Genomic DNA, 22,459 nt, shown 5'->3' with positions numbered 1-22,459 from the left:
ATTGACAGCCCTGACGTGGGCCAATGCTGCACTCCCTCAGCGGAATCTCGTGGAATAGGCCGGCGAGCGCATCGATCGAGCGCTCCTCTGCTCCGCACATAGGGGTTCAAGGAGCAGGGAGCACGAGCGGCCAGAGACGCAGTAAGCCACAGATGTGAAATACTGCTCAAACCTGCGCGACGTGACTGTGCAATCTGCATTCTGGTAGCCGATCACAGCCACACGCTGTACGCCGTTCTAGCGGCCTAACCTGCCGCAACGACCGCTAGCCCGCCAGCGTGGCGAACGTGCGCACACGGTGGCAAGGCGCCAGCTTGTGCGCACGGGAAAGGCCGGCCCGTCGATGTGCGGCGGCAGTCTAGAGTCTTGGCATGAGCTTTGAAATCAACCTTGAAGCATTTGACCACATAGCGAAGCGCATGGAAGACGCAATCAATGGAGCGTGCGAGGTTGTTGCAATTGAGTACCCTGGCGATTCGTACGACGTTGTGCGGGCTGCACTTGTGGCTGAGCTCGGGACGCGGTTCGAGAGAGGCACCGGCGCCGATGAAGTTGCGATCAACGACCTCGCACGAGTGATTGTAGAGCGAGCACGTTCATAGTTCTGTCCCTGCCGCTGCTCACGAATGTAACGCCGCGCTACCGTGCTTGCCCCGATCTGGGGTGAGACTTTGAACGAGCTTTGGCGGTACTGTGAGCGAACCGTGATGGCCCGAGAATCACGGCAAGGAGACTCAACATGAAGGTCCCGACAATCAGGCTCCAACGTCCACGCGGCGTCTGGCTGGCGCTGTACATTGCCGGCGTGGTCGCGATCGTGGCGATTGTGGCAGGAATTCTGCTCTACGCCAACGCGAAGAGTGACAATGACGCGCTGCTCGCGAAGAATGTCACGCTGATCTCACAAAACGACTCGACTCGATCATCGCTGAGCAAGGTCACCTCTGAGCGTGACTCGCTGCAGGCGAAGGCTGATGACGTAGCAAGCCGGGAGCAGGCCGTCACAGCTGCGGAGGCTGCGGTCAAAGCGCGTGAAGATGCAGTGCAGGCCACTGAGACGCACATTCAGGAGACAACACTCAAGGACGGTGCGGTCTACACGGTCGGGACGACGATGCAAGCAGGCACCTATCAAGCCACCTCATCCAGCTCCCGGTGCTACTGGGAAATCACTTCTAGCGGAAGTAACTACGGCGACATCGTCTCGAACGACATCGGCAAGACTGGAACTATCAGCGTGAGTGTTGCGGGCGGTCAAGACTTCCAGTCGCATGACTGTGGAAACTGGATCAAAATCGGCTGACATCAGCCCGAGCGCGGACGCATGCACAGGCTGCTAGAGCCCCGGCGGTCGAAGGATCTCGCACTGTTTCGAGGGGGTCGTGAAACGCGACACCCTGACGTGTCAGAACCTGCTGTACCACATTCGCGCCCTCCGCGCGTTAGCGCCCTCGTTCTCGTTGACGACGATCTGTGCTTCACCGTTCGCCATCTCACGGAGCATCCCGAACAGGCTGCCGTCTATGATGATCGGCCGGTCAGACGCTGCACCGGGGGCAACGACTTGAACGATGGTCTGCATGCTGCTTACCGGCACGTAGGTTGGCCTGATGCTGCCGTTCGCGAACCCGTCGACACCGAGCCGCTTGCCGGTCTCTTCCCAAATCGCCATCGATCGTTGACGTTTGTCACCCGTCGCGTTATTTGACGATGACGGCGCCGTCTTCGGTGACGATGGTTGAGTGTGAAAAGGCCGCGCCGGTGGTTCCCGGCGGGGCATTGATCGTCGTGGTGACGTGGTGGTCGTTACTCATGACGTGAGGGGTTATTCGCTGTCGACGATGGGTGAATATGAGCACGTGGCGTCGGGCAGATTCTAGGGCAGATAAAGGGCCAAAATTCGGCCGACGTTGACAAACCGTTAGTCTGAAGGATCGTGGACGGGTTGATGCAGTCAAATATCTGGGCGGCCGCCGCAACAATCGTGCCAGCCGCGCTTGTGCTGCTTGGAGAGATCCTGAGAAGCCGAGGTACTTCCCGGTCACTCAGGAGGATTCAAACGCTCGTTGAGACCTGGGATCGATTGCCAGAAGGGATGATGGCGAAGGCGAAGCTCGCATCCGCTATTGATTCATCGGCAGACCGACTGCTCAGGAAAGTGCGTAGGCCAATCAACCCTACGAACGTGGCGCTTACGGTCATTTTGGGTGGCGCGCTTGGGTATGGGTGCTATTGGCTCGGGGTCTGGGCCCTCACGACACAATGGTGGCTCGCGTGGACGGTGTTCATCGTTGGCATTCTGCTGACGCTTACCGTGATCGCAGGGGCGACCGGAACGCTACGTGACCCGAAACGGCAGGGTGAAGCGCACGACTAGCGATGGCAGTGGTGCTCGTGTCTGGGCATCCAAAATAGTGGCCTCGAGATAAACCCGCTCCAGGTCGAGCGACCGCTTGCGTGTTCATGGAGTCGGCGCAGCGTCGCTTTGGTCAGAAGTTGGCGGCGTGAGCTTAGAAATTGGTCCAGAGGTCGATCGCGTTGACACCGGTCCCCCCAACAGCGGGAATGCCCGCAGCGGGTTGCAGTGTGTAGAAATCCGGGGCGTCCCGTTTCCGGCCCGCAGCGTAGGTCGCGTCGTTCGACAGGGTGACGGGATAAAGGTCGTCCGCGATTTTTCGGAGGATAACCTCACCCCACTGCGCGCAGTGAAAAATGTGATGTTCCCGACTTCGGTGGGAAGCGGTATATCAGGAGCTTGCTATTCATCTAACATGCCCGCACTGAATCGGCGGTGGCGTCATGACCGGCACCCGCAGAACAGCAGCTTTAGGTTGGCTGATCATATTCGCGGCTCCGCGAAATCGGTCTAAGTCAGCTCTGGCAGTTTAGTCGGCAGGAAAGCAACTACATGGTCGCGCGGTGCGGCGGTCTAATGCGTGATAGCCCGCTTGACCAACCGTCTTGCCGATCTCGACGCGAATGGGCGCCCGCAGCGCTGATGAATCGGTGTAGGCACAGAAAGGAGCCCGCCTACCGAACCATATGGGCTGTGGCGCCGGGTACCGTTCTGTGCGGGGGAGGGGCAGCCGGCTGGACCGCACTAACGTGCATCGGCTGAAACTGCATCTGCATGCTACGAACGACTGCTCGACCAAGTTGGTTCTCGATCATCTTGACAGCGGAACCCATGTTCAACGTGTGCATGTACGCATCATGAACGGAACCCCGCTATGCATGTCACATCGCGACATGCGTTGCTACGCGCCCACCACAGTGGATCATGCCCTCGCGAATGTCCGTCCGGCAGAACCGCGACAATGGCAGCTTCGGCGCGGGGTCGGGGCGTCCGGCATGGGTGGCCTGCCTTGTCTGACAACTGACATTGTCTCGTTTCGCGATCAACTAGTGCGTCTCCGCATCCGGACTGCTCGAACCGCCGGGGCATCTTTGTTTTGCAGCGGATGCCGCCAAGTACCCAAGAAAGGTCCGACCGCGAATCCGTGGTGAGCTCCATCCAAGTGCCATGACATGCCCCGCGAGTCAGGCGAGCACGCCAGCAACACAAACGTCGAAGTAGCAGTCGATACAGGGCAACTTGTTGTGACCAGCCAGCGCACCGTCTTCCTTGGCAGTATTCAGATACCTGAGCGCGTGTTCGCCAGGCTCATCGTGGGCGAGCACGCAATTCAACAGGTCGCAGCCCACACGGCGGTGCCCAAGCCTCATCACGTCTGGTGTGTCCAGCCTCCGCTGGCCCGGCTCAACTCGAGTAGGAGTAGCGGCGCTTGTTGTAGCCGACGGCGCAGATCGCGACGATGACGCCGTAAGCCATCAGCGTGACGGTCGCCGTCTGAAGGATGAGCTGAACGATCGGGATGAATGGCAGCACAGACACCACCAGCCAGGCGATGGCACCGATAATCGCGATGACGTAGCTGAAGGTCTTGCGCGCGTACACAGCGACACCGCCGACGAGCGTGCCGACCGCGAACGCGTTGAACAACGACGGCCCGTTTGCGGAATGTCCGGTCCAAGTGATGATCAGGCTCCACACACCCAGTGCGAGTGTCAGGACGACCACCAGTGTCGCGATCGCGTCGCCCATCCGGCCAGGCAGTTCGCCTGCCAATGCGCGAACGACTGAACTCTGCTCTTCGACTGGACTCTGCTCTTCTGCGGGCTTCTGCGTGTCTGCGTGCTTCAGATCGTCTGTCGATGGGACGGCTGCTGTCTCAATTTGGCTCACGAAACAATCGTAGGCCCAGCACGGCCCACACGGCGAGAGGCCGTGGCCTGCCTCTACTAAAGTTGGAGTGTCCGATTGAACAGGAAGTGGAAACAGGTGTCTGACGGCTTCGAGCTATTCCCAGACCGGTCCGTGGTCGCGATCCGCGTCAACGGCGAGTTGAAAGACCTTGCCACGCAGGTGACGGCCGACGACACGGTGGAGCCGATCACGATCGAGTCCGCGGACGGACTGAGCATCCTTCGCCACTCCGCAGCCCACGTTCTCGCCCAAGCCGTGCAGTCGATCAACCCCGAGGCCAAGCTTGGCATTGGGCCGCCGATCACCGATGGGTTCTATTACGACTTCGATGTCGCAGAGTCGTTCACGCCGGAAGACCTCAAAGCACTGGATAAGGCGATGGAGCGGATCATCCGCCAAGGCCAGCGCTTCGTACGCCGCACCATCACAGAAGACGACGCGCGTGCCGAGCTGGCAGATCAACCGTACAAGCTGGAACTGATCGGGCTGAAGGGCCACCCTTCTGGTGAAGACAACGAATCCGTTGAAGTGGGCGGCGCGGAGCTGACGATCTATGACAACGTCGACCCGAGAACCGGCGAAACGATCTGGAAAGACCTGTGCCGGGGGCCCCACCTGCCGAGCACGCGCCTGATCGGCAATGGATACGCTCTCACTCGCGTGGCCGCCGCATATTGGCGCGGCTCGGAAAAGAATCCGCAGTTGCAGCGCATCTACGGCACGGCCTGGCCGACAAAAGACGAATTGCGCGCATATCAAACCCGCATGGAAGAGGCTGCCAAGCGCGACCATCGCAAACTCGGCGCCGAACTCGACCTGTTCAGTTTTCCGGAGGAACTCGGCTCCGGCCTGTCGGTGTGGCATCCACGGGGCGGCATCGTGCGGCAAGAGATGGAGCAGCACGCACGCCGCCGTCATCTCGAGGCGGGCTACTCGTACGTCTACACCCCGCACATCTCCAAGGCGGACCTGTTCGCGACGTCCGGACACCTGGAAACCTACGCGGAGGGCATCTGGCCGCCTATCCATATGGATGAGGTTCGTGACGAGGACGGCAACATCACAAAAGTGGGCGCGGACTACTATCTCAAGCCCATGAACTGCCCGATGCACATCCTGATCTACAAGGAGCGGGGTCGCAGCTATCGCGACCTGCCGATGCGGCTCGCCGAGAACGGAACCGTCTACCGAAACGAGCTCTCCGGGGCTCTGCACGGACTGACCCGGGTGCGCGGTTTCACGCAAGACGACTCGCACCTCTTCGTCGCACCGGACCAACTCGAGGGCGAGGTCACGAAAGTGCTCGAATTCGTTCTCTCGATGCTGCGCGACTTCGGCCTGACCGAATTCGAACTCGAGCTCTCGCTGCGCGACGACCACAAGGACAAATGGATTGGCTCTGACGAGTTCTGGCAGATGTCGACAGACGCACTGCGTCGCGTCGCCCTCGCAAGCGGGCTCAAACTGACCGAAGTGCCCGGCGAGGCCGCATTCTACGGACCAAAGATCGATCTGAAGACCACTGACGCTATCGGCCGCGTCTGGCAGCTCTCGACGGTGCAGGTCGACCCCAACCTGCCCGAGCGATTCGGCCTCGAATTCACCGATCGAGACGGCAGCAAGCAGCGACCAATCATGATCCACCGTGCCCTGTTCGGTTCCATCGAACGCTTCTTCGCCATCCTTCTCGAGCACTACGCCGGCGCGTTCCCGGTATGGCTCGCTCCGGTTCAGGTGATCGGCGTCCCGGTCGCAGAAGAGTACGCCGACTACCTCGGCGATGTGATCGCACGGCTGAAGTCGCAGGGCGTGCGGGCGCAGCTCGACGATTCTGACGATCGGATGCAGAAGAAGATCCGCAACGCGACGAAGTCGAAGGTGCCGTTCCAGTTGATCGTCGGCGAGGAGGACCGCAGCAACGGTGCGGTCAGCTTCCGATTCCGTGACGGAACCCAGCTCAACGGCATCCCGGCGCAGGAGGCGATCGAGAAAATCGTCGCATCCGTGCAATCGCACGAGCAAGTCGTCACCGCATGGCCCGCTTGACGCTCGACGACTACGAGTCGGGCGATCACCACAGGTCCGGTGACCACGCAGGGTCGGGCGATCAGGCCGACGCGCAACAGGTGATCATAGACGACCCGTCGCACCTGGTCGGAGTACCAGACGAATTCCAGCGGTTGTGGACACCGCACCGGATGGTCTACATCCAGCAGGGGCAGAAACAACCGCACGGCGACGACTGCCCGTTCTGTGTCGCGCCGACGCTGTCCGACGAACAAGCGCTGATCGTGCACCGTGGTCGCACGGGCTACGCGCTGCTGAACCTGTTCCCATATAACAGCGGCCACGTGCTGGTATGCCCGTACCGGCATGTCTCGTCGTACGATGACGCCACACCGGAAGAGGTCGCCGAGATCGCCGAGATCACCCAGACGGCGATGCGCGTGATCCGATCCGTCTCGCGCAACGACGGGTTCAACATCGGGATGAACCAGGGTGCGATCGCCGGAGCCGGAATCGCCTCACACCTGCATCAGCACATCGTGCCGCGGTGGGCATCCGACGCCAATTTCCTGCCGATCATTGCGAAGACGAAGGCGCTGCCGCAATTGCTCGGAGACGTCCGTCAGGCCATCGTCGAGGCGTGGCCGGCCCAGAAGAGCACACCCCAACCCGAGTAGGATTTGATCTATGAGTGAAAGCACAGCCACGTCCCAGGTCGGCTCGAACCGCGTCAAGCGCGGACTTGCCGAGATGCTCAAGGGCGGCGTCATCATGGACGTCGTCACCGCAGAGCAGGCCCGCATCGCAGAGGATGCTGGCGCGGTCGCCGTGATGGCGCTGGAGCGGGTGCCGGCCGACATCCGTTCGCAGGGTGGCGTGGCCCGAATGAGCGACCCCGATCTGATCGAGTCGATCATCGCCGAGGTGTCGATCCCGGTGATGGCGAAGGCGCGCATCGGCCACTTCGTCGAGGCGCAGATTCTGCAGGCGCTCGACGTCGACTACATCGACGAATCGGAGGTGCTCAGTCCAGCCGACTACCTCAACCACATCGACAAGTGGCGCTTCACCGTTCCGTTCGTCTGCGGCGCCACGAACCTCGGCGAGGCCCTTCGTCGTATCAACGAGGGTGCGGCGATGATCCGCTCCAAAGGCGAAGCCGGCACTGGCGACGTGTCTGAGGCGACCAAGCACATCCGCAAGATCACCTCGGAGATCGCGGCGCTCAGCTCACTGCGCACCGATGAGCTGTATGTCGCCGCCAAGGAATTGCAGGCGCCGTATGAACTCGTCGCGGAGATCGCGGAAACCGGCAAGCTGCCTGTGGTTCTGTTCACCGCCGGCGGTGTTGCGACCCCGGCCGACGCCGCCATGATGATGCAGCTCGGCGCGGACGGCGTGTTCGTCGGCAGCGGCATTTTCAAGTCGGGCGATCCGGCCAAGCGCGCGGCCGCGATCGTGAAGGCGACGACATTCTTCGACGACCCCGGCGTGATCGCGGAAGTCTCGCGCGGGCTCGGCGAGGCCATGGTCGGCATCAACGTGTCCGACCTGCCCGCGCCCCACCGGCTCGCAGAACGTGGTTGGTAACGCGACGCAGTCCGACGAGGTCGCGCTGCGTGTCGGCGTGCTGGCCCTGCAGGGCGATTTTCGAGAGCACCTCGCCGTGCTGCGCTCGCTCGGGGCGGATGCCGTCGCCGTGCGGCGCCCGAGCGAACTCGCGACCGTCGATGGGCTGATCATTCCGGGCGGCGAATCGAGCGTGATGGACAAGCTGTCGCGCACGTTCGAGTTGGTCGCCCCGCTGCGTCAGGCGATCGCATCCGGCTTGCCGATCTACGGAACGTGCGCAGGGCTGATCATGCTCGCCGATCGTGTGCTGGACTCGATCGCTGGGCAGGAGACGCTCGGTGGTCTCGACGTGACGGTGCGACGCAACGCGTTCGGGTCGCAGCTCGACTCGTTCGAGACCGACCTGCACATTCCTGCGCTCGGAGACGAGCCGATGCACGCCGTGTTCATTCGCGCGCCGATCGTTGAGGCTGTCGGCGACAAGGCGCGCGTGGTCGCGGCGCTGGACGACGGCCGTGTCGTCGCCGTCGAGCAGGGCAACCTGCTCGGAACCTCATTCCATCCCGAGATGACCGGCGACACCCGATTCCACGAGTACTTCCTAGCGAAGGTCTGCGGCAGAGTGGCCGCGCGCTGAACCATCAGTGAGTCCTCGTCGTCGCGGGGGAGGCGTTGTCTTAGACTGGCAGGGCACTTCAACCCGCAAGAAACAGGAGATGTATGTCCGGGCATTCCAAGTGGGCGACGACGAAACACAAGAAAGCGGTCATCGACCAGCGCCGTGCGAAGTCGTTCGCCAAGCTGATCAAGAACATCGAGGTCGCCGCAAAGATGGGCGGCGCCGACATGTCCGGCAATCCGACTCTTGTCGACGCCGTGCAGAAGGCTAAGAAGACCTCGGTACCGAACGACAACATCGACCGCGCCATCAAACGCGGAGCAGGCCTAACAGGCGAGGTCATCGACTACGCAACGATCATCTACGAAGGCTATGGCCCGAACGGTGTTGCACTCTTGATCGAGTGCCTGACCGACAACAGGAATCGTGCTGCCGCCGACGTGCGCACGCTGATGACACGCAACGGCGGCACCATGGCTGATCCCGGATCTGTGTCCTACAACTTTCACCGCAAAGGCGTCATCGTCGTGCCGGGTGAGCACACTAACGAGGATGAGATTTTGATGGCCGTGCTCGACGCCGGTGCAGAAGAAGTCACTGCACGCGGCGACGAGTTCGAAATTCTGACGGAGGCCACGGACATGGTCCCGACCCGTGCCGCGTTGCAGGCAGCGGGAATCGACTACGATTCGGCCGATGTCGAATTCGTGCCGCAGCTCAAGGTCGAGGGCAGCGCGGAAACCGCTCGCAAGGTATTCCGTCTAATCGACGCGCTCGAGGACTCAGACGACGTGCAGAATGTGTATACCAACCTCGATCTGACCGCAGAGGTGCAGGCCGAACTCGAAAACGACGACGAGGGCTGAGTTGGCTCTGCGGGTGCTGGGCATCGACCCAGGATTGACCCGCTGCGGTGTCGGCATCGTCGACGTCGAACGCAATCGCACGGCGACGTTGGTGGCAGTGACCGTCTTGCGGACCTCGCCCGACGTTCCGCTCGAACAGCGTCTGCTCACGATCGGCAGCGGCATCGAACAGCTGATGGACCTGCACCGCCCTGCGGTGGTCGCCATCGAGCGCGTGTTCGCGCAGCATAATCTGCGCACGGTGATGGGTGTTGCGCAGATCAGCGGCGTTGCACTGCACGCTGCGGCAAAACGAGGACTGGCCGTATCTCTGCACACCCCCAGCGAGGTCAAGGCCGCAATCACCGGCTATGGATCGGCCGACAAGAAACAGGTGCAGGCAATGGTTGCCCGCATCCTGGGGCTCGCCGATGTGCCCAAGCCCGCTGACGCGGCGGATGCGCTGGCTCTGGCGATCTGCCACGCCTGGCGCACGCCTCTCGCGTCGGGCAAAGAGGGGAAGAGTCGCATTCCGGAACGTCCTGTCTCGCGCGGCACGACGCTGACACCGGCACAGGAAGCGTGGCGCGCCGCCGAGCGCGGCGCAACGACGTCGGGTGTACCCCGTAGGCTGTCGAAGTGATCTCATCCCTTCGCGGTATCGTGCTTTCGACGGCCGGCGGCTCCGCCGTGATCGAGGTTGGCGGAGTGGGATTCTCGGTCACGGTCACACCTGACCATGCCCTTGCGATGCGGGTTGGCCAGCAGACCCGCGTTCTGACGACATTGATCGTGCGTGACGACTCGCTGTCGCTGTTCGGCTTTGCCGAACAAGATCAGTTGGAGGTCTTCGAGTTGTTGACAGGCGTCACCGGTGTCGGTCCAAAATCGGCGATGGGCGTGCTCGCCGTGTTGAGTCCGGAACAGATCGCCGTCGCTGTGGCGGACGAGAATGATTCAGCGTTCCGCGCGGTCTCGGGGATCGGACCGAAAACCGCGAAGCTCATCGTGCTTTCGCTTGCCGGCAAGCTCGCAGTGGTGCGGCGTCGCCAAACATCGCAGCAGACCGGCCCGGCTTCCAGCGTCAGCGGGAGCGTGCTTGTGGCCCTGGTCGGCCTCGGCTGGCCTGAGAAGACCGCGGCAGAAGCCATCCGCCTGGTTGTCGCGGAGACGCCGGAAGCGGAACGCGACTCGGTGCCGCTGCTGCTCAGGCATGCACTCGCTCAGCTCGGCCCCGCCCAAAGTGCAACGACGGTGGAGACAGGCGAGCGTTGATGAGCGACCTGCCGGACGAAGACGTGACGACCCCGGAGCTGGAGTCGGAGGCCGAGCTCGCTTTCGAGGGCGCACTGCGCCCGCGATCACTCGCCGAATTCGTCGGGCAGGCGAAGGTACGCGGCCAGTTGCAATTGCTGTTGACCGCTGCAACCATGCAGGATCGCACGCCCGACCACATACTTCTGGCCGGCCCTCCTGGACTCGGCAAGACGACGTTGGCGATGATCGTCGCTCACGAGAGCGGGCGCCCGCTTCGGTTGTCAAGCGGACCCGCGATCCAGCACGCGGGTGACCTGGCTGCGCTGTTGTCATCACTCGTGCCGGGCGAGGTGCTCTTCATCGATGAAATCCATCGGATGGCACGTTCCGCCGAGGAGATGCTCTATCTCGCGATGGAAGATTTCCGCATCGACATCATGGTAGGCAAGGGTGCGGGTGCGACCTCGATCCCGCTCGATCTCGCGCCGTTCACGCTTGTTGGCGCAACCACCCGCTCTGGTCTGCTCCCCAATCCACTGCGCGACCGCTTCGGCTTCACCGCCCATCTTGAGTTCTACGACGAGGCAGAACTCGCTCAAGTGCTCACCCGCGCGGCCGTGCTACTCGACTTCGCCGTTGACGGTGAAGCACTCGCAGAGATCGCAGGGCGCTGCCGCGGCACTCCGCGGATCGCCAATCGGCTGCTCCGTCGAGTGCGCGACTATGTGCTCGTTCACGGAACGCACGCGGACGTGACGTCAGTGCGTGCCGCCCTCGAACTCTACGATGTGGATGCTCTCGGCTTGGATCGTCTGGACCGTGCGGTCATGCAGGTGCTGCTTACGCGTTTCGACGGTGGACCGGTAGGTTTGAACACGCTCGCCGTTTCCGTTGGCGAGGAAGCTGAAACGGTCGAATCGGTCGTCGAGCCGTTTCTCGTGCGAATCGGTTTGATTTCCAGAACGCCGCGGGGGCGTGTCGCAACCACGGCCGCGTGGCGGCACTTCGGAATCGATCGCTCTCAGCAAGCTCTCTTCACCGATAACCTATAATTTACCCTGGCCCACAGCCCCCATACGTAAATGAGGTGGTTGTACACCCCTCACTGGAAGGTTCCACCCTCATGACTCTTGATCCGCTGACTATTGGCATGCTCGTCATCCTGGCGGTGCTTATCATCTTCATGTTCCGAAGCAGCAGGAAGCGCAAACAGCAGGCTGCAGAGTTGCAGCAGAAGGTCGTCGCCGGTGCGGACGTTATGACGAACTCCGGTGTGTTCGGCACCATCGTGTCTATCGATGACGAAGACAATAAGATCCGCCTCGAGGTTGCGCCGGGCGTTGTCATCACCGTGCACCGCCAGACCGTGACTCGCGTCATCGATGACCACACGGTGGAAGACGACGCATCGCAGCTGACCGATGCTGACGCGTCGACCGCGCCGGAGTTGAATGTCGACCACGCCATCTCGGAGCCCGCTCCCGAGTTCGGCGAGCGGATTGACGGCGCGAAGCGCGAGAAAAAAGCCGACGACAACTAATCACCCACTCCGCGTGGCCGCACGACGCGGTTCAACTGCGAGCGTAGAAAGCTGAGTTCTTCCGTGGCAAAGTCGTCTCCGGTCAAGAATGCCAAGAGATCTCTAACCTGGCTGGGCGTCATCATCGTCGGTCTCGTTGCGATTCTCGCTGGCGGCGTGCTGTTCGGAGGCGCCTCCTGGGCACCCAAGCTGGGCCTTGACCTCGAGGGCGGCACCGAGATAATTCTCGCGCCGCAACTGGAGAACGGGCAGAAGGTCACCAGTGATGAGTTGAACCAGGCCGTGTCGATCATCCGCCAGCGGGTGGACGCATCCGGTGTCTCCGAAGCACAGGTCTCGACACAGGGCACGAACAACATCGTGGTCTCGATCCCGGGCACTCCGGACGAGGCGACGATGAACCGCATCAAGTCTTCGTCGAAGCTCGAACTTCGCCCGGTACTTCTGGCGGGCGCCCCAAGTAACACGTTTGTCGGAGCGAATGGCAAGAACACCCCGTACCCGTCCCCTGCCGCCACGTTAGAGGCCACCCCGTCGACGTCACCGACCAACGGCAGCGACCCTGCATACATCACGCCGCTGTTGCAGGCGCAGTACGACGCATTTGACTGTGCATCGCTGAAGAATCAAGCGACCAACGTTGCTCCATCGAGCAAGCCGCTCGTCACCTGTGACGATCAGAGCAGCGTGAAGTACCTGCTCGGCCCCGTCGAGGTCAGTGGTTCGGACATCAGCGACGCATCTGCAGGCATGGTGCAGGCCAACGGTGCAACGACCGGGCAGTGGGCGATCAATCTCGTTTTCAACGGTCAGGGCACCAAAGACTTCGGTGCGGTCAGTTCCAGGCTGGTCGGCCTTCCTTCGCCCCGCAACCAGTTCGCGTTCGTACTCGACGGCAAGGTGCTCTCGGCTCCTGTGATGCAGGGGGTCATCACCGACGGGAAGCCACAGATCACCGGGAGTTTCACTGAGACTGACGCCAAGACGCTCGCCGATCAGCTGAAGTTCGGTGCGCTGCCGATCAGCTTCACGGTGCAGAGCAATGACACGATCTCGGCAACGCTCGGTTCAACTCAGCTGATGAGCGGATTGGTCGCGGGCGTCATTGGTCTGCTTCTTGTCGTCATTTACACGCTGTTCCAATATCGGCTGCTCGGATTGGTGACGATCACCTCGCTGGTGGTCGCGGCAATCTTGACCTATCTGGTGATCGCGATCCTCTCCTGGCGCATGGATTACCGCCTGTCGCTGGCCGGTGTTGCCGGTCTGATCGTCGCGATCGGATTCACGGCGGACTCGTTCATCGTCTACTTCGAGCGAATACGCGACGAGTTACGCGATGGCAGGGTGCTCGAATCCGCGGTCGAAGCGGGTTGGAAACGTGCGAAGCGCACGATTTACGCCGCGAAGACGACGAACCTGCTGGCCGCCGTCGTGCTTTATGTTCTCGCTGTCGGCAACGTGCAGGGCTTTGCCTTCACCCTCGGAGTCACCACCGTGATCGACGTGCTCGTCGTCATCCTGTTCACTCACCCGACGCTGCAATTGCTCTCGCAGACGCACTTCTTTGCCTCAGGTCATCCCTGGTCGGGTCTGGACCCGGATGCGCACGGTGCCGTCTATCGCGGTGCTGCCCAGTTCCGCGCCCCCGTGGCCGTGTCGGCAGGCAAAGCCGCTTCGAGCAGCCGAGAGGCCGCGAAGCGGCAGACGATCGCAGAGCGCAAGGCCGCTGAACTCATATCCGCAGGCGCGGGAGACAAGAAGAGCGAAGGGAAGGAGTCCTGATGCCCACCCGGTTCCAGAAATTCGGAAACGACCTGTACACAGGTGCCCGTTCCTTCGACTTCGTCGGCACTCGAAAGATCTGGTACAGCATTGCGATCTTCGTTGTCGTCGCATCGATCCTGATTCCGATCTTCAAGGGCGGGTTCAACTTCGGTATCGACTTCCGAGGTGGTTCGCAGTTCCAGATCAGCAACACCAGCACGACCGATCAGAAACTGGCACAGAACGCCGTCGCCAGCGTCAACCCATCGGTCGCTGTGCAAGTGACCAGCGTCAACGACAACGGCGTGCGGGTGCAGACCGATCAGCTTTCTGCCACGCAGACCAGGGAGGTCGCCAGCGCTCTCGCGAGTGCATACAACGTGCCCGCGGCCAATGTCGCGTCGACGTTCATCGGTCCAAGCTGGGGCGCAGACGTCAGCAGGCAGGCGTTACAAGGGCTCATTGTCTTTCTGCTGCTTGCCTTCGCGATGATGGCACTGTATTTCCGAACGTGGAAGATGTCTGCCGCCGCGATCCTTGCGCTGTTCCACGACTTGATCTTGACGGCAGGAATCTACGCCCTGGTGGGTTTCGAGATCACGCCGGCGACGATGATCGGCTTCCTGACGATTCTGGCGTATTCGCTGTATGACACGGTCGTCGTCTTCGACAAGATCCGAGAGAACACGACGGAAGACAAGGATCAGCTGAAGCACACGTTCTCCGAATCCGTCAACCTCGCGGTGAACCAGACGCTTGTGCGATCCATCAACACGGCCGTCGTCGCGGGGCTCCCGGTCGGTTCGATTCTGTTCATCGGTGCCTACGTGCTCGGAGCGGATACGCTGCGCGACATTTCGCTCGCACTTTTCATCGGTATCTTGGTCGGAACGTATTCAACGATTTTCATCGCCGCGCCGCTCTATGCGTCGTTCAGGCATGGGGAGCCGGCCATCCGCAAACACGACAAGAAGGTTCTGGCGGCACGTGCGAAGTCTCCGGTCGGTGTCGCAGTCGTGGAGTGAGTGCGCCGCGAGCGCGTGAACGCGACGGCCTTCCGATGCCGCGATAATAGAACAGGGAGGCGGGAGTGATGGTCGACACGACAACATCGCAAAGCGCTTCTCTGCGCCGTCTGGTGCCACGAATCTTCTCCAGGGCACAACCGGCCGGTGCGGTCGATATGTTGGTGAAAACCGTTCGAGCCAACCATCCGAAGGCGGATGTGGCTGTCATCGAGCGGGCGTATTCGGTCGCAGAACGCGCGCACGACGGCCAGAAACGCCGCAGCGGCGAGCCGTACATCACGCATCCGGTCGCCGTAGCGCAGATTCTGGCCGACTTGGGGATCGGTTCCAAGACAATCGCAGCGGCACTTCTGCACGACACCGTCGAGGACACCGAATACACCCTCGACCAGTTGCGTGCCGACTTCGGCGACGAGATCGCCATGCTCGTCGACGGCGTCACCAAGCTCGACAAGGTCAAATACGGCGACAGCGCGCAAGCCGAAACAGTGCGCAAGATGATCGTGGCGATGTCGAAAGATATTCGCGTGCTGATCATCAAACTCGCCGACCGCCTGCACAACGCGCGCACCTGGGGGTTTGTTCCCGCGGAATCGGCCATCCGCAAGGCAACTGAGACGCTGGAGATCTACGCGCCGTTGGCACACCGCCTCGGCATCCAGGCGATCAAATGGGAACTCGAAGATCTCTCGTTCGCCGTGCTTTATCCGAAGTTGTATGCGGAGATCGAAAGCCTCGTGAAACAGCGTTCGCCCGAGCGCGAGCAGATCGTGCACGAGGTCATCGACGACATCAACGAAGACCTGAAGTCGGCGAAGATCCGCGGCAAGGTCAGTGGCCGACCGAAGCAGTTCTACTCGATATATCAGAAGATGGTCGTGCGCGGGCGCGAGTTCGATGAGATCTACGACCTGGTCGGCATCCGGGTGCTCGTGCAGTCCGTGCGCGACTGCTACGCGGTTCTCGGCCAGATCCACGCACGCTGGACACCGATGCCAGGCCGGTTCAAGGACTACATCGCGACACCGAAGTTCAACCTGTACCAATCACTGCACACCACGGTGGTCGGACCAGAGGGCCGCGCCGTAGAGATCCAGATTCGCACGGAGGAGATGCATCAGCGGGCGGAGTTCGGCGTCGCCGCGCATTGGAAATACAAGGAGCGCGTCGCAGGGAGCAAGGGATCGCAAACGGCGCCCAAGATCGACACCGACCTGGCATGGCTCGCTCACATCTCCGACTGGCAGGCGGAGACGGCGGACCCCAGCGAGTTCCTGGATTCGCTGCGCTTCGAAATCGGCGCGAAAGAGGTGTACGTGTTCACGCCGAAGGGTCGCGTGATCGGCCTGCCTGCCGGCGCGACACCGGTGGACTTCGCGTATGCGGTGCACACCGAGGTCGGTCACCGCACCATGGGCGCGAAGGTCAACGGACGCCTGGTCCCGTTGGAAAGCACCCTGGCGACCGGCGACGTCGTCGAGGTCTTCACGTCCAAGAACCCGGATTCCGGTCCAAGCAAAGACTGGTTGAATTTCGTCAAGTCCCCCCGTGCCCGCAACAAGATCCGGCAGTGGTTCACCAAGGAACGACGCGACGAGGCGATCGAGCAGGGCAAGGATGCCATCGCTCGGTCAATGCGCAAACAGAACCTCCCACTTCAGCGGCTGATGAGTCAGGACTCACTCGCCGAGGTGGCATCGCAACTGCGCTATGACGATGTGTCATCGCTCTACGCCGCGGTCGGTGAGGGGCATGTCTCAACCCAATCTGTCATAGAAAAGGTTGTCGCCTCTGTGCAGGTGGCTATCGAATCGGATGCCGCCGACATGTCGGTGCCGTCGAAGGGGCGCAGCAAGGCTCTCCGAAACAGCGACTCCGGCGTGCTCGTGCGCGGCGCCCCTGACATTCTGGTCAAGTTGGCGAAGTGCTGTACTCCGGTTCCGGGCGATCCGATCGTCGGATTCATCACCCGCGGTTCCGGCGTTTCCGTGCACCAGGCCACCTGCCACAATGTGCAGTCGCTGCTCAAGGAGCCCGAGCGCATGATCGAAGTCGAATGGGCACCGTCTTCGAAGAGCGTCTTCCTGGTGCAAATCCAGGTTGAGGCCCTCGACCGGTCCGGGCTGCTCTCCGACGTCACCCGGGTGCTCTCCGAGTACCATGTGAACATTCTTTCTGCCACAGTGACGACGTCGAGCAATCGACTCGCGCTCAGCCGTTTCGTGTTCGAGATGGGCGACACCACGCACCTGGACAGAGTGCTCAACGCCGTGCGGCGCATCGACGCGGTTTACGATGTCTATCGGGTGAGTGCAGGGTAGGGCTCTGCGGCGCCGGCGAGGTCGTGCAGTCGCCGCAACGCCGCATGCCGGCCCGGAAGATTTCTGACGGCGTCGACGCGGGCGCGGCACGCCGCTTCGGTCAGCGCAAAGCGAGCGATCAACAAGCGGATGCCCTCACTCTCGATCGCAGTGAACCGACGGCCTCTGGCGAGGTCGTAGATCGTTCGCAGCGGCGAGGTCACGCCCATACCGCCGATCGTGCACACGTCACCCGGCAGAAAGCGCGACTGCCCGACGGTGACACGCAGGCAGTGCGGACTCGCAGATCGATCTGCGCGGTCGAGGCACACGGTGTGCACCGACGGCGGCGATGGCACGATACCGTAGATCCACAGGGCACTGATCGTTTCTGCGATCGCGCGCCCGCCGACAATCGACCGAAGCGCGATGGCACGGGCATCCGCACCGATCGCAGTGTCAACGGCGACGAAGCACTCGTCGAGTGCGACCACTTCGCCATCAAGTCGGGCGGCACACAGCTCCGGAAGGGGCAATGTGGCCCTGGGTAACAGAACCTCAGGAAGTAAGCGCGTCATGGGGTACATGCTGCCGCGCGCACGCCCTCTTGAAATCGACGCTAGGGCGATCTGTGGACAGCAGTCAGTGGCGACGCCCTGTGGAGACTTGGTCGGCCCTGTGGACAACGGTCGGTGCTGTGGGGCCGGTCGACGCTCAGCTGAGAGCGTCGAGCCACGCCTTCTGCGCATCGAGCGCCGCTTGAGCCTCGGCAACCTTCGCGGCGTCACCCCCCGAGCGTGCGTCGGCCAACTCAGCTTCGAGCTTGGCGATCGATTCGTGCAACTGTGCTGCGAGGCCTTCGCTCCGCGCCTTTTTCTCCGGGTTATTGTGCTGCCAGTGGTCGTCTTCCAGCTTGCGCACAGCCGTCTCGACTTTGCGCAGCCGATCCTCGACCGTGCGGATCTGATCGCGCGGAACCTTGCCGATCTCGTCCCACCGGCGTTGGATCGACTGCAGAGCAGTTCTGGCCGCGGTTCGATCCGTTGCAGTCAGCAGTGTTTCGGCCTCCTCGAGTAGCGCCAGCTTCTGGGCGAGGTTCTCGGAGAATTCTTCGTTCTCGCGCGCGTCAAGCTCAGACTTCACCGCGAAAAGGGCGTCACCTGCCGCCTTGAAGCGCGCCCACAGGGCATCATCGTTACGCTTGCCGGCCCTCCCCGAACGTTTCCAATCGTCCAGAAGCGCCCGATACGCGGGGATGCCGTCGACTCCCTGTGGGAGGAGAGCCTCTGCTTGCTCGATCAACTGCGTCTTGCGGGCGCGGACATCGCGGTGCTGCGTGTCAAGCTCCGCGAAGAACTCCTTGCGATTGCGTTCGATGTTCGCGCGTGCCGCGCGGAAGCGCTTCCACAGGTCGTTCGCCTGATTCTTCGGCAGACGCGGGCCGTCGTGCTGGAGCGCTTGCCAGCGTGCGAAGAGGTCGTCAAGGCTGGCGGTGGTCTGTTTCCACTGGGTTTTCGCGGGATCCTCTGCTGCCAACTTCTCGACATCTTCGACGACCCGCACGCGTTCTGCGATCGCGTCGTTGACTGCGGCCTTTGCCTCCGCGGATTGCTGCTCCGTCAGCTCCTCGACGGCGCCGCCCAGCTTGTCTAATCGAGACGCGAGGGCGGCCAGGTCGCCAACGGCGTTGGCATCCGCGATATGTTCGCGAAGCGCCGCGACCGACTTCGCAACATCCGCTGCTGGCGCGCCCCGTTTGGCGCGTTGCTCGAGCAGTGTGACCTGCCCAGCCAGATCGGTGTACTTGCGTACGAAGTAGGCGAGGGCCTCTTCTGCCGTGCCGTCGGGGTACGCCCCGACGACTCGTTCGCCATCTGCTTCGCGCACATAGACGGTGCCGGTCTCATCGACGCGACCCCACGGTTGCTGATCAGTCGTACTAGCCAAGAGCCTCACCTTGCTTGGAGCGACAGCGATCCGTGCTGTCGGACATGTGCGAATTATTAGCCTATTGCACCGGGTGTCAGGTGCGCTGAGCGACTACTTAAGCGTTATGGAGTCTATCTTCGTGGCGACCTTCGGCTTGCCGTCGTTCGCGCTCGACACCGGCGTGATGCCCTTGGACGTCACATCAGCATTGAGCTGGTCGAGCCCGCTCGTGATCTTTCCGATGACCGTGTAGCCGCCGGCGGCGTCCGCTGGAATCGTCGTGCTCTTGTAGACGATGAAGAACTGGCTGCCCTGGCTGTACGCGTTGCCGCTTTGGCGCGCCATCGCAAGGTCGCCGGTGGCATATACGTTGTCTGCCGGCGCGTTCTCGATCGGCCCATAGCTGTAGCCGGGCCCGCCGCTGCCGTCGCCGTTCGGGTCGCCGCACTGCAGCACGTAGAAGCCGCCGTCGGTCAGTCTGTGGCAGGTGAGGCCGTTGTAGAAGTCCTTCTGCACGAGACTGATCGTGGAGGACACTGCTTGCGGTGCGGCCTTTCCGTCCAGCTCGATCCCGAGCGGGATGCCGTTGATGGTCATCGTGCCCGTCCAGGTGCGGCCGGCAGCCAGTGAGGCTGGCGGCACATCGCCCTGGTTGGCGCCGGCGGTCGCTGTCGGTGTTGCCGACGGGGTCGTGGTCGCAGTCGGCGTTGCGGTCGGTTTTGCAGTGACTTTGCCCGGCCCGCTGAAATACATCAGTTGGGCGGATACGGCCAGGACGAGCACGATGACGATGCCCGCGCCTGCGATGAGATTGTCGCGAACGCGCCGCTTCTCGCCCCGCTCATGCACGGTCACGCGAGCGGTGTAGACACGCAATCGCTCGCGAGCCTGCCGGTTGCCTCGCTCGTTCTGCTTCTTCGCTGCCACGTGTCTCCTCCACAAGTGCGCGGTCTCGCGCAGGGAACGATAGGGAAGTCGTCATGCCCGATACGCGGGCGCGACCTCAGGTGAACTTTACGCGGGCAGCATGGCTGCGAACAAATACGCCGGCCGCACCAGCCGGATACGCCGGAAGCGGACGGCCGCATCGGCTGTCGGATGCGCCAACTAGTCTGGATTCCATGGCGGACATGCAGGCGGGACTGCGCGGCGGCGCCACCCCGCTGGCGGTGCGGATGCGGCCCCGCACTCTCGATGAGGTGGCCGGGCAGAAACACCTGTTGACCCAGGGGTCGCCGTTGGTTGCACTTGCGAGCGACAAGACGGGAGAACGGGGCTCGGTCTCTGTCATTCTCTGGGGTCCTCCCGGCACGGGCAAGACGACGCTGGCGCAAGCGATCGCGCATTCATCGGGTCGGCGCTTCGTTGAGTTGTCTGCGGTCTCCGCCGGCGTCCGTGACGTTCGTCAGGTGATGGATGAGGCCATGTCCAATCGCGATCTTTACGGGGTCTCGACAGTATTGTTCCTCGACGAGATCCACCGATTCAGCAAGGCGCAACAAGACGCACTGCTGCCTGGCGTTGAGAACGGTTGGGTGATCCTCGTTGCGGCGACGACGGAAAACCCGTCGTTCTCGGTCATCTCACCGCTGCTATCCCGATCCCTTTTGCTCACGCTCGAGCAGTTGAGCGATGAAGACCTGGGTCTGCTGATCGACCGGGCAGTGACCGATCCACGCGGGCTTGATGGCCGGTTCGTCGTTGCCGACGACGCACGTGCCGCGATGATCAGGCTGGCGTCCGGTGACGCGCGGCGGGCGTTGACGGCGTTGGAAGCGGCATCCGTTTCCGCGGATGCGAGTGCGGGCGATGCCGGCCCCGCGGACGCCAAACCGGTGATCACGGCGGAACTGGTCGCGCTGGCGGTGGACCGCGCACTCTTGCGCTACGACCGCAACGGCGATGAGCACTATGACGTGATCAGTGCGTTCATCAAATCGGTGCGGGGATCCGACGTCGACGCCTCGCTTCACTACCTGGCACGAATGATCGAGGCGGGGGAGGATCCTCGCTTCATCGCTCGGCGCATCATCGTCCTGGCCTCCGAGGACATCGGGATGGCCGATCCGCAGGCACTCGGAGTGGCCGTGGCCGCCGCAGACGCTGTGCAGTACATCGGGATGCCGGAAGGGCGCATTCCTCTCGCGCAAGCTGTTGTGCATCTCGCGACGGCACCGAAGTCCAACGCGGCCTACATGGCTTTGGATGCCGCGATCGCCGATGTGCGTGCCGGCAAGATCGGCCGTGTGCCGGAACACCTGCGCGACGCGCACTATCCGGGCGCAAAACGGCTCGGCCACGGCAAGGGCTATCTCTACCCTCACGACGATCCGATCGGTGTGGTGCCGCAGCAATATCTGCCGAACGAACTGAAGGGCGCGCAATACTACACGCCGACCGAACACGGCAATGAGCGCGAGATCGCGGCTCGACTGGTCAAATTGCGCGACATCGTGCACAAACATTGAGCCCTGTGCGGCCTTGTTTTCTGGGCCGCTGTGTTAGGCTGTATCGGCCTAGAAACAGGTATTGCGTGCGGCTGCGTCAATATCGGCTTCGATGGGGGCACGCTCTGTAGCCGAGCATCCCCGGCACCATCCCTCTAATTCTTGCAGGCGAGTTTTGTGTGCCTGGATATTCATCATTAGAGAGACAACCGAAAGGAAACCGTGTCTACCAAGTCACGTACCCGTAGCAAGACCCGCCTGTCGCGGTCACTGGGCCTCGCCCTGACCCCGAAGGCAGCCAAGTACCTCGAGAAGCGTCCGTACGCTCCCGGCGAGCACGGCCGCACCAAGCGCAAGGCCGACAGCGACTACGCGGTTCGTCTGCGTGAGAAGCAGCGCCTGCGCGCCCAGTACGGCATCCGCGAGAAGCAGCTGAAGATCGCGTTCGAGGAAGCCCGTCGTACTAAGGGTCTGACCGGTGAGAACCTCGTCGAGCTGCTCGAGATGCGTCTTGACGCACTCGTGCTGCGCGCCGGCTTCGCACGCACCACCGCGCAGGCTCGCCAGTTCGTTGTGCACCGCCACATTCTGGTCGACGGCCAGATCGTAGACCGCCCATCGTTCCGCGTGAAGCCGGGCCAGCTCATCCACGTCAAGGAGCGCAGCGAAGGCACCGAGCCGTTCCAGGTTGCAGCGGCAGGCGGACACGTCGATGTTCTGCCGAAGGTTCCGTCATACCTCGACGTCGACCTCGACAAGCTTCAGGCACGCCTCGAGCGTCGCCCGAAGCGCGCAGAGGTTCCCGTCACGTGCGAGGTTCAGCTGGTCGTCGAGTACTACGCAGCACGCTGAGCCGCGTTTTCCACATCGGCGCGAACCAG

At 62.3% G+C, this 22,459-nt stretch carries 22 protein-coding genes; 17 read left to right on the top strand and 5 right to left on the bottom strand.

The annotated features are described in order from the left end of the window. Positions 1-371 precede the first annotated feature (371 nt). Positions 372-602 carry a hypothetical protein gene (locus QU604_RS11130; protein ID WP_308464707.1) on the top strand — a complete coding sequence of 77 codons (231 nt, stop codon included), beginning with the start codon at positions 372-374 and terminating at the stop codon, positions 600-602. Between the two features lie 137 nt (positions 603-739). After that, positions 740-1,303 (top strand): Rv1352/Rv1906c domain-containing protein, encoded by a 564-nt coding sequence (locus tag QU604_RS11125; RefSeq protein ID WP_308464706.1) that lies wholly within the window; start codon positions 740-742, stop codon positions 1,301-1,303. Between the two features lie 102 nt (positions 1,304-1,405). Here the strand turns inward: QU604_RS11125 and QU604_RS11120 are convergent, their stop codons facing one another. Then, a complete protein-coding gene (locus QU604_RS11120) occupies positions 1,406-1,672 on the bottom strand; it encodes a hypothetical protein (protein WP_308464705.1) in 267 nt (88 codons plus the stop codon). A 513-nt stretch (positions 1,673-2,185) separates the two neighbouring features. On the opposite strand from QU604_RS11120, the gene QU604_RS11115 reads away from it, so the two are divergent. Further along, positions 2,186-2,377 carry a hypothetical protein gene (locus QU604_RS11115; protein ID WP_308464704.1) on the top strand — a complete coding sequence of 64 codons (192 nt, stop codon included), beginning with the start codon at positions 2,186-2,188 and terminating at the stop codon, positions 2,375-2,377. Between the two features lie 1,383 nt (positions 2,378-3,760). On the opposite strand, the gene QU604_RS11110 is transcribed toward QU604_RS11115, so the two are convergent. Continuing rightward, the gene (locus tag QU604_RS11110; RefSeq protein ID WP_308464703.1) at positions 3,761-4,246 is read right to left on the bottom strand and encodes a hypothetical protein; all 486 of its coding nucleotides are present in this window, start codon (positions 4,244-4,246) and stop codon (positions 3,761-3,763) included. A 96-nt stretch (positions 4,247-4,342) separates the two neighbouring features. Between QU604_RS11110 and thrS the strand changes: the two genes are divergently transcribed. The 12 genes from thrS (at position 4,343) to QU604_RS11050 (ending at position 17,223) form a co-directional block, all read left to right on the top strand. After that, entirely contained in the window at positions 4,343-6,313 is a 1,971-nt protein-coding gene (thrS, locus tag QU604_RS11105) for a threonine--tRNA ligase (protein WP_308464702.1), read from the top strand. After that, entirely contained in the window at positions 6,301-6,951 is a 651-nt protein-coding gene (locus QU604_RS11100; protein ID WP_308464701.1) for an HIT family protein, read from the top strand. Before thrS ends, QU604_RS11100 begins: the two co-directional genes overlap by 13 nt. 10 nt (positions 6,952-6,961) lie before the next feature. Continuing rightward, positions 6,962-7,864 carry a pyridoxal 5'-phosphate synthase lyase subunit PdxS gene (gene pdxS, locus QU604_RS11095; RefSeq protein ID WP_308464700.1) on the top strand — a complete coding sequence of 301 codons (903 nt, stop codon included), beginning with the start codon at positions 6,962-6,964 and terminating at the stop codon, positions 7,862-7,864. Continuing rightward, positions 7,854-8,483, top strand: coding sequence for a pyridoxal 5'-phosphate synthase glutaminase subunit PdxT (gene pdxT, locus QU604_RS11090; protein ID WP_308464699.1), 630 nt, complete (start codon positions 7,854-7,856; stop codon positions 8,481-8,483). The genes pdxS and pdxT overlap by 11 nt, the downstream gene beginning before the upstream one ends. Before the next feature lie 83 nt (positions 8,484-8,566). Continuing rightward, the gene (locus QU604_RS11085; RefSeq protein ID WP_308464698.1) at positions 8,567-9,331 is read left to right on the top strand and encodes a YebC/PmpR family DNA-binding transcriptional regulator; all 765 of its coding nucleotides are present in this window, start codon (positions 8,567-8,569) and stop codon (positions 9,329-9,331) included. Positions 9,332-9,338: 7 nt separating this feature from the next. Further along, on the top strand, positions 9,339-9,953 hold the full coding sequence (gene ruvC / locus QU604_RS11080; protein ID WP_308468905.1) for a crossover junction endodeoxyribonuclease RuvC: 615 nt from the start codon (positions 9,339-9,341) through the stop codon (positions 9,951-9,953). Further along, positions 9,950-10,585, top strand: a complete 636-nt coding sequence (ruvA, locus tag QU604_RS11075) for a Holliday junction branch migration protein RuvA (RefSeq protein ID WP_308464697.1) — start codon at positions 9,950-9,952, stop codon at positions 10,583-10,585. The genes ruvC and ruvA overlap by 4 nt, the downstream gene beginning before the upstream one ends. Then, positions 10,585-11,619 carry a Holliday junction branch migration DNA helicase RuvB gene (ruvB, locus tag QU604_RS11070; RefSeq protein WP_308464696.1) on the top strand — a complete coding sequence of 345 codons (1,035 nt, stop codon included), beginning with the start codon at positions 10,585-10,587 and terminating at the stop codon, positions 11,617-11,619. The genes ruvA and ruvB overlap by 1 nt, the downstream gene beginning before the upstream one ends. A gap of 71 nt (positions 11,620-11,690) precedes the next feature. Further along, positions 11,691-12,107 carry a preprotein translocase subunit YajC gene (gene yajC / locus QU604_RS11065; protein ID WP_308464695.1) on the top strand — a complete coding sequence of 139 codons (417 nt, stop codon included), beginning with the start codon at positions 11,691-11,693 and terminating at the stop codon, positions 12,105-12,107. A 63-nt stretch (positions 12,108-12,170) separates the two neighbouring features. Beyond that, positions 12,171-13,892 carry a protein translocase subunit SecD gene (gene secD, locus QU604_RS11060; protein WP_308464694.1) on the top strand — a complete coding sequence of 574 codons (1,722 nt, stop codon included), beginning with the start codon at positions 12,171-12,173 and terminating at the stop codon, positions 13,890-13,892. Beyond that, complete coding sequence (gene secF, locus QU604_RS11055; RefSeq protein ID WP_308464693.1) at positions 13,892-14,899, top strand: protein translocase subunit SecF; 1,008 nt, start codon at positions 13,892-13,894, stop codon at positions 14,897-14,899. Before secD ends, secF begins: the two co-directional genes overlap by 1 nt. 68 nt (positions 14,900-14,967) lie before the next feature. Continuing rightward, positions 14,968-17,223, top strand: a complete 2,256-nt coding sequence (locus QU604_RS11050) for a RelA/SpoT family protein (RefSeq protein ID WP_308464692.1) — start codon at positions 14,968-14,970, stop codon at positions 17,221-17,223. Here QU604_RS11050 and QU604_RS11045 read toward each other — a convergent pair. The 3 genes from QU604_RS11045 to QU604_RS11035 form a co-directional block, all read right to left on the bottom strand. Continuing rightward, positions 17,202-17,780 carry a hypothetical protein gene (locus tag QU604_RS11045; RefSeq protein ID WP_308464691.1) on the bottom strand — a complete coding sequence of 193 codons (579 nt, stop codon included), beginning with the start codon at positions 17,778-17,780 and terminating at the stop codon, positions 17,202-17,204. The two genes, QU604_RS11050 and QU604_RS11045, sit on opposite strands and share 22 nt — an antisense overlap. A gap of 136 nt (positions 17,781-17,916) precedes the next feature. Continuing rightward, entirely contained in the window at positions 17,917-19,149 is a 1,233-nt protein-coding gene (locus QU604_RS11040) for a DUF349 domain-containing protein (protein ID WP_308464690.1), read from the bottom strand. A gap of 93 nt (positions 19,150-19,242) precedes the next feature. Further along, a complete protein-coding gene (locus tag QU604_RS11035; protein WP_308464689.1) occupies positions 19,243-20,058 on the bottom strand; it encodes a peptidylprolyl isomerase in 816 nt (271 codons plus the stop codon). 194 nt (positions 20,059-20,252) lie between these two features. Between QU604_RS11035 and QU604_RS11030 the strand changes: the two genes are divergently transcribed. Then, entirely contained in the window at positions 20,253-21,599 is a 1,347-nt protein-coding gene (locus tag QU604_RS11030; protein WP_308464688.1) for a replication-associated recombination protein A, read from the top strand. A 201-nt stretch (positions 21,600-21,800) separates the two neighbouring features. Next, positions 21,801-22,430, top strand: coding sequence for a 30S ribosomal protein S4 (rpsD, locus tag QU604_RS11025; RefSeq protein WP_308464687.1), 630 nt, complete (start codon positions 21,801-21,803; stop codon positions 22,428-22,430). Positions 22,431-22,459: the final 29 nt, after the last annotated feature.

It is taken from the genome of Rathayibacter sp. SW19 (assembly GCF_030866825.1).
Taxonomy (GTDB): Bacteria; Actinomycetota; Actinomycetes; order Actinomycetales; family Microbacteriaceae; genus Rathayibacter_A; species Rathayibacter_A soli.
The sequence above is the reverse complement of the archived record's forward strand: the minus strand, read 5'-3'. Positions and strand labels throughout refer to the sequence as shown.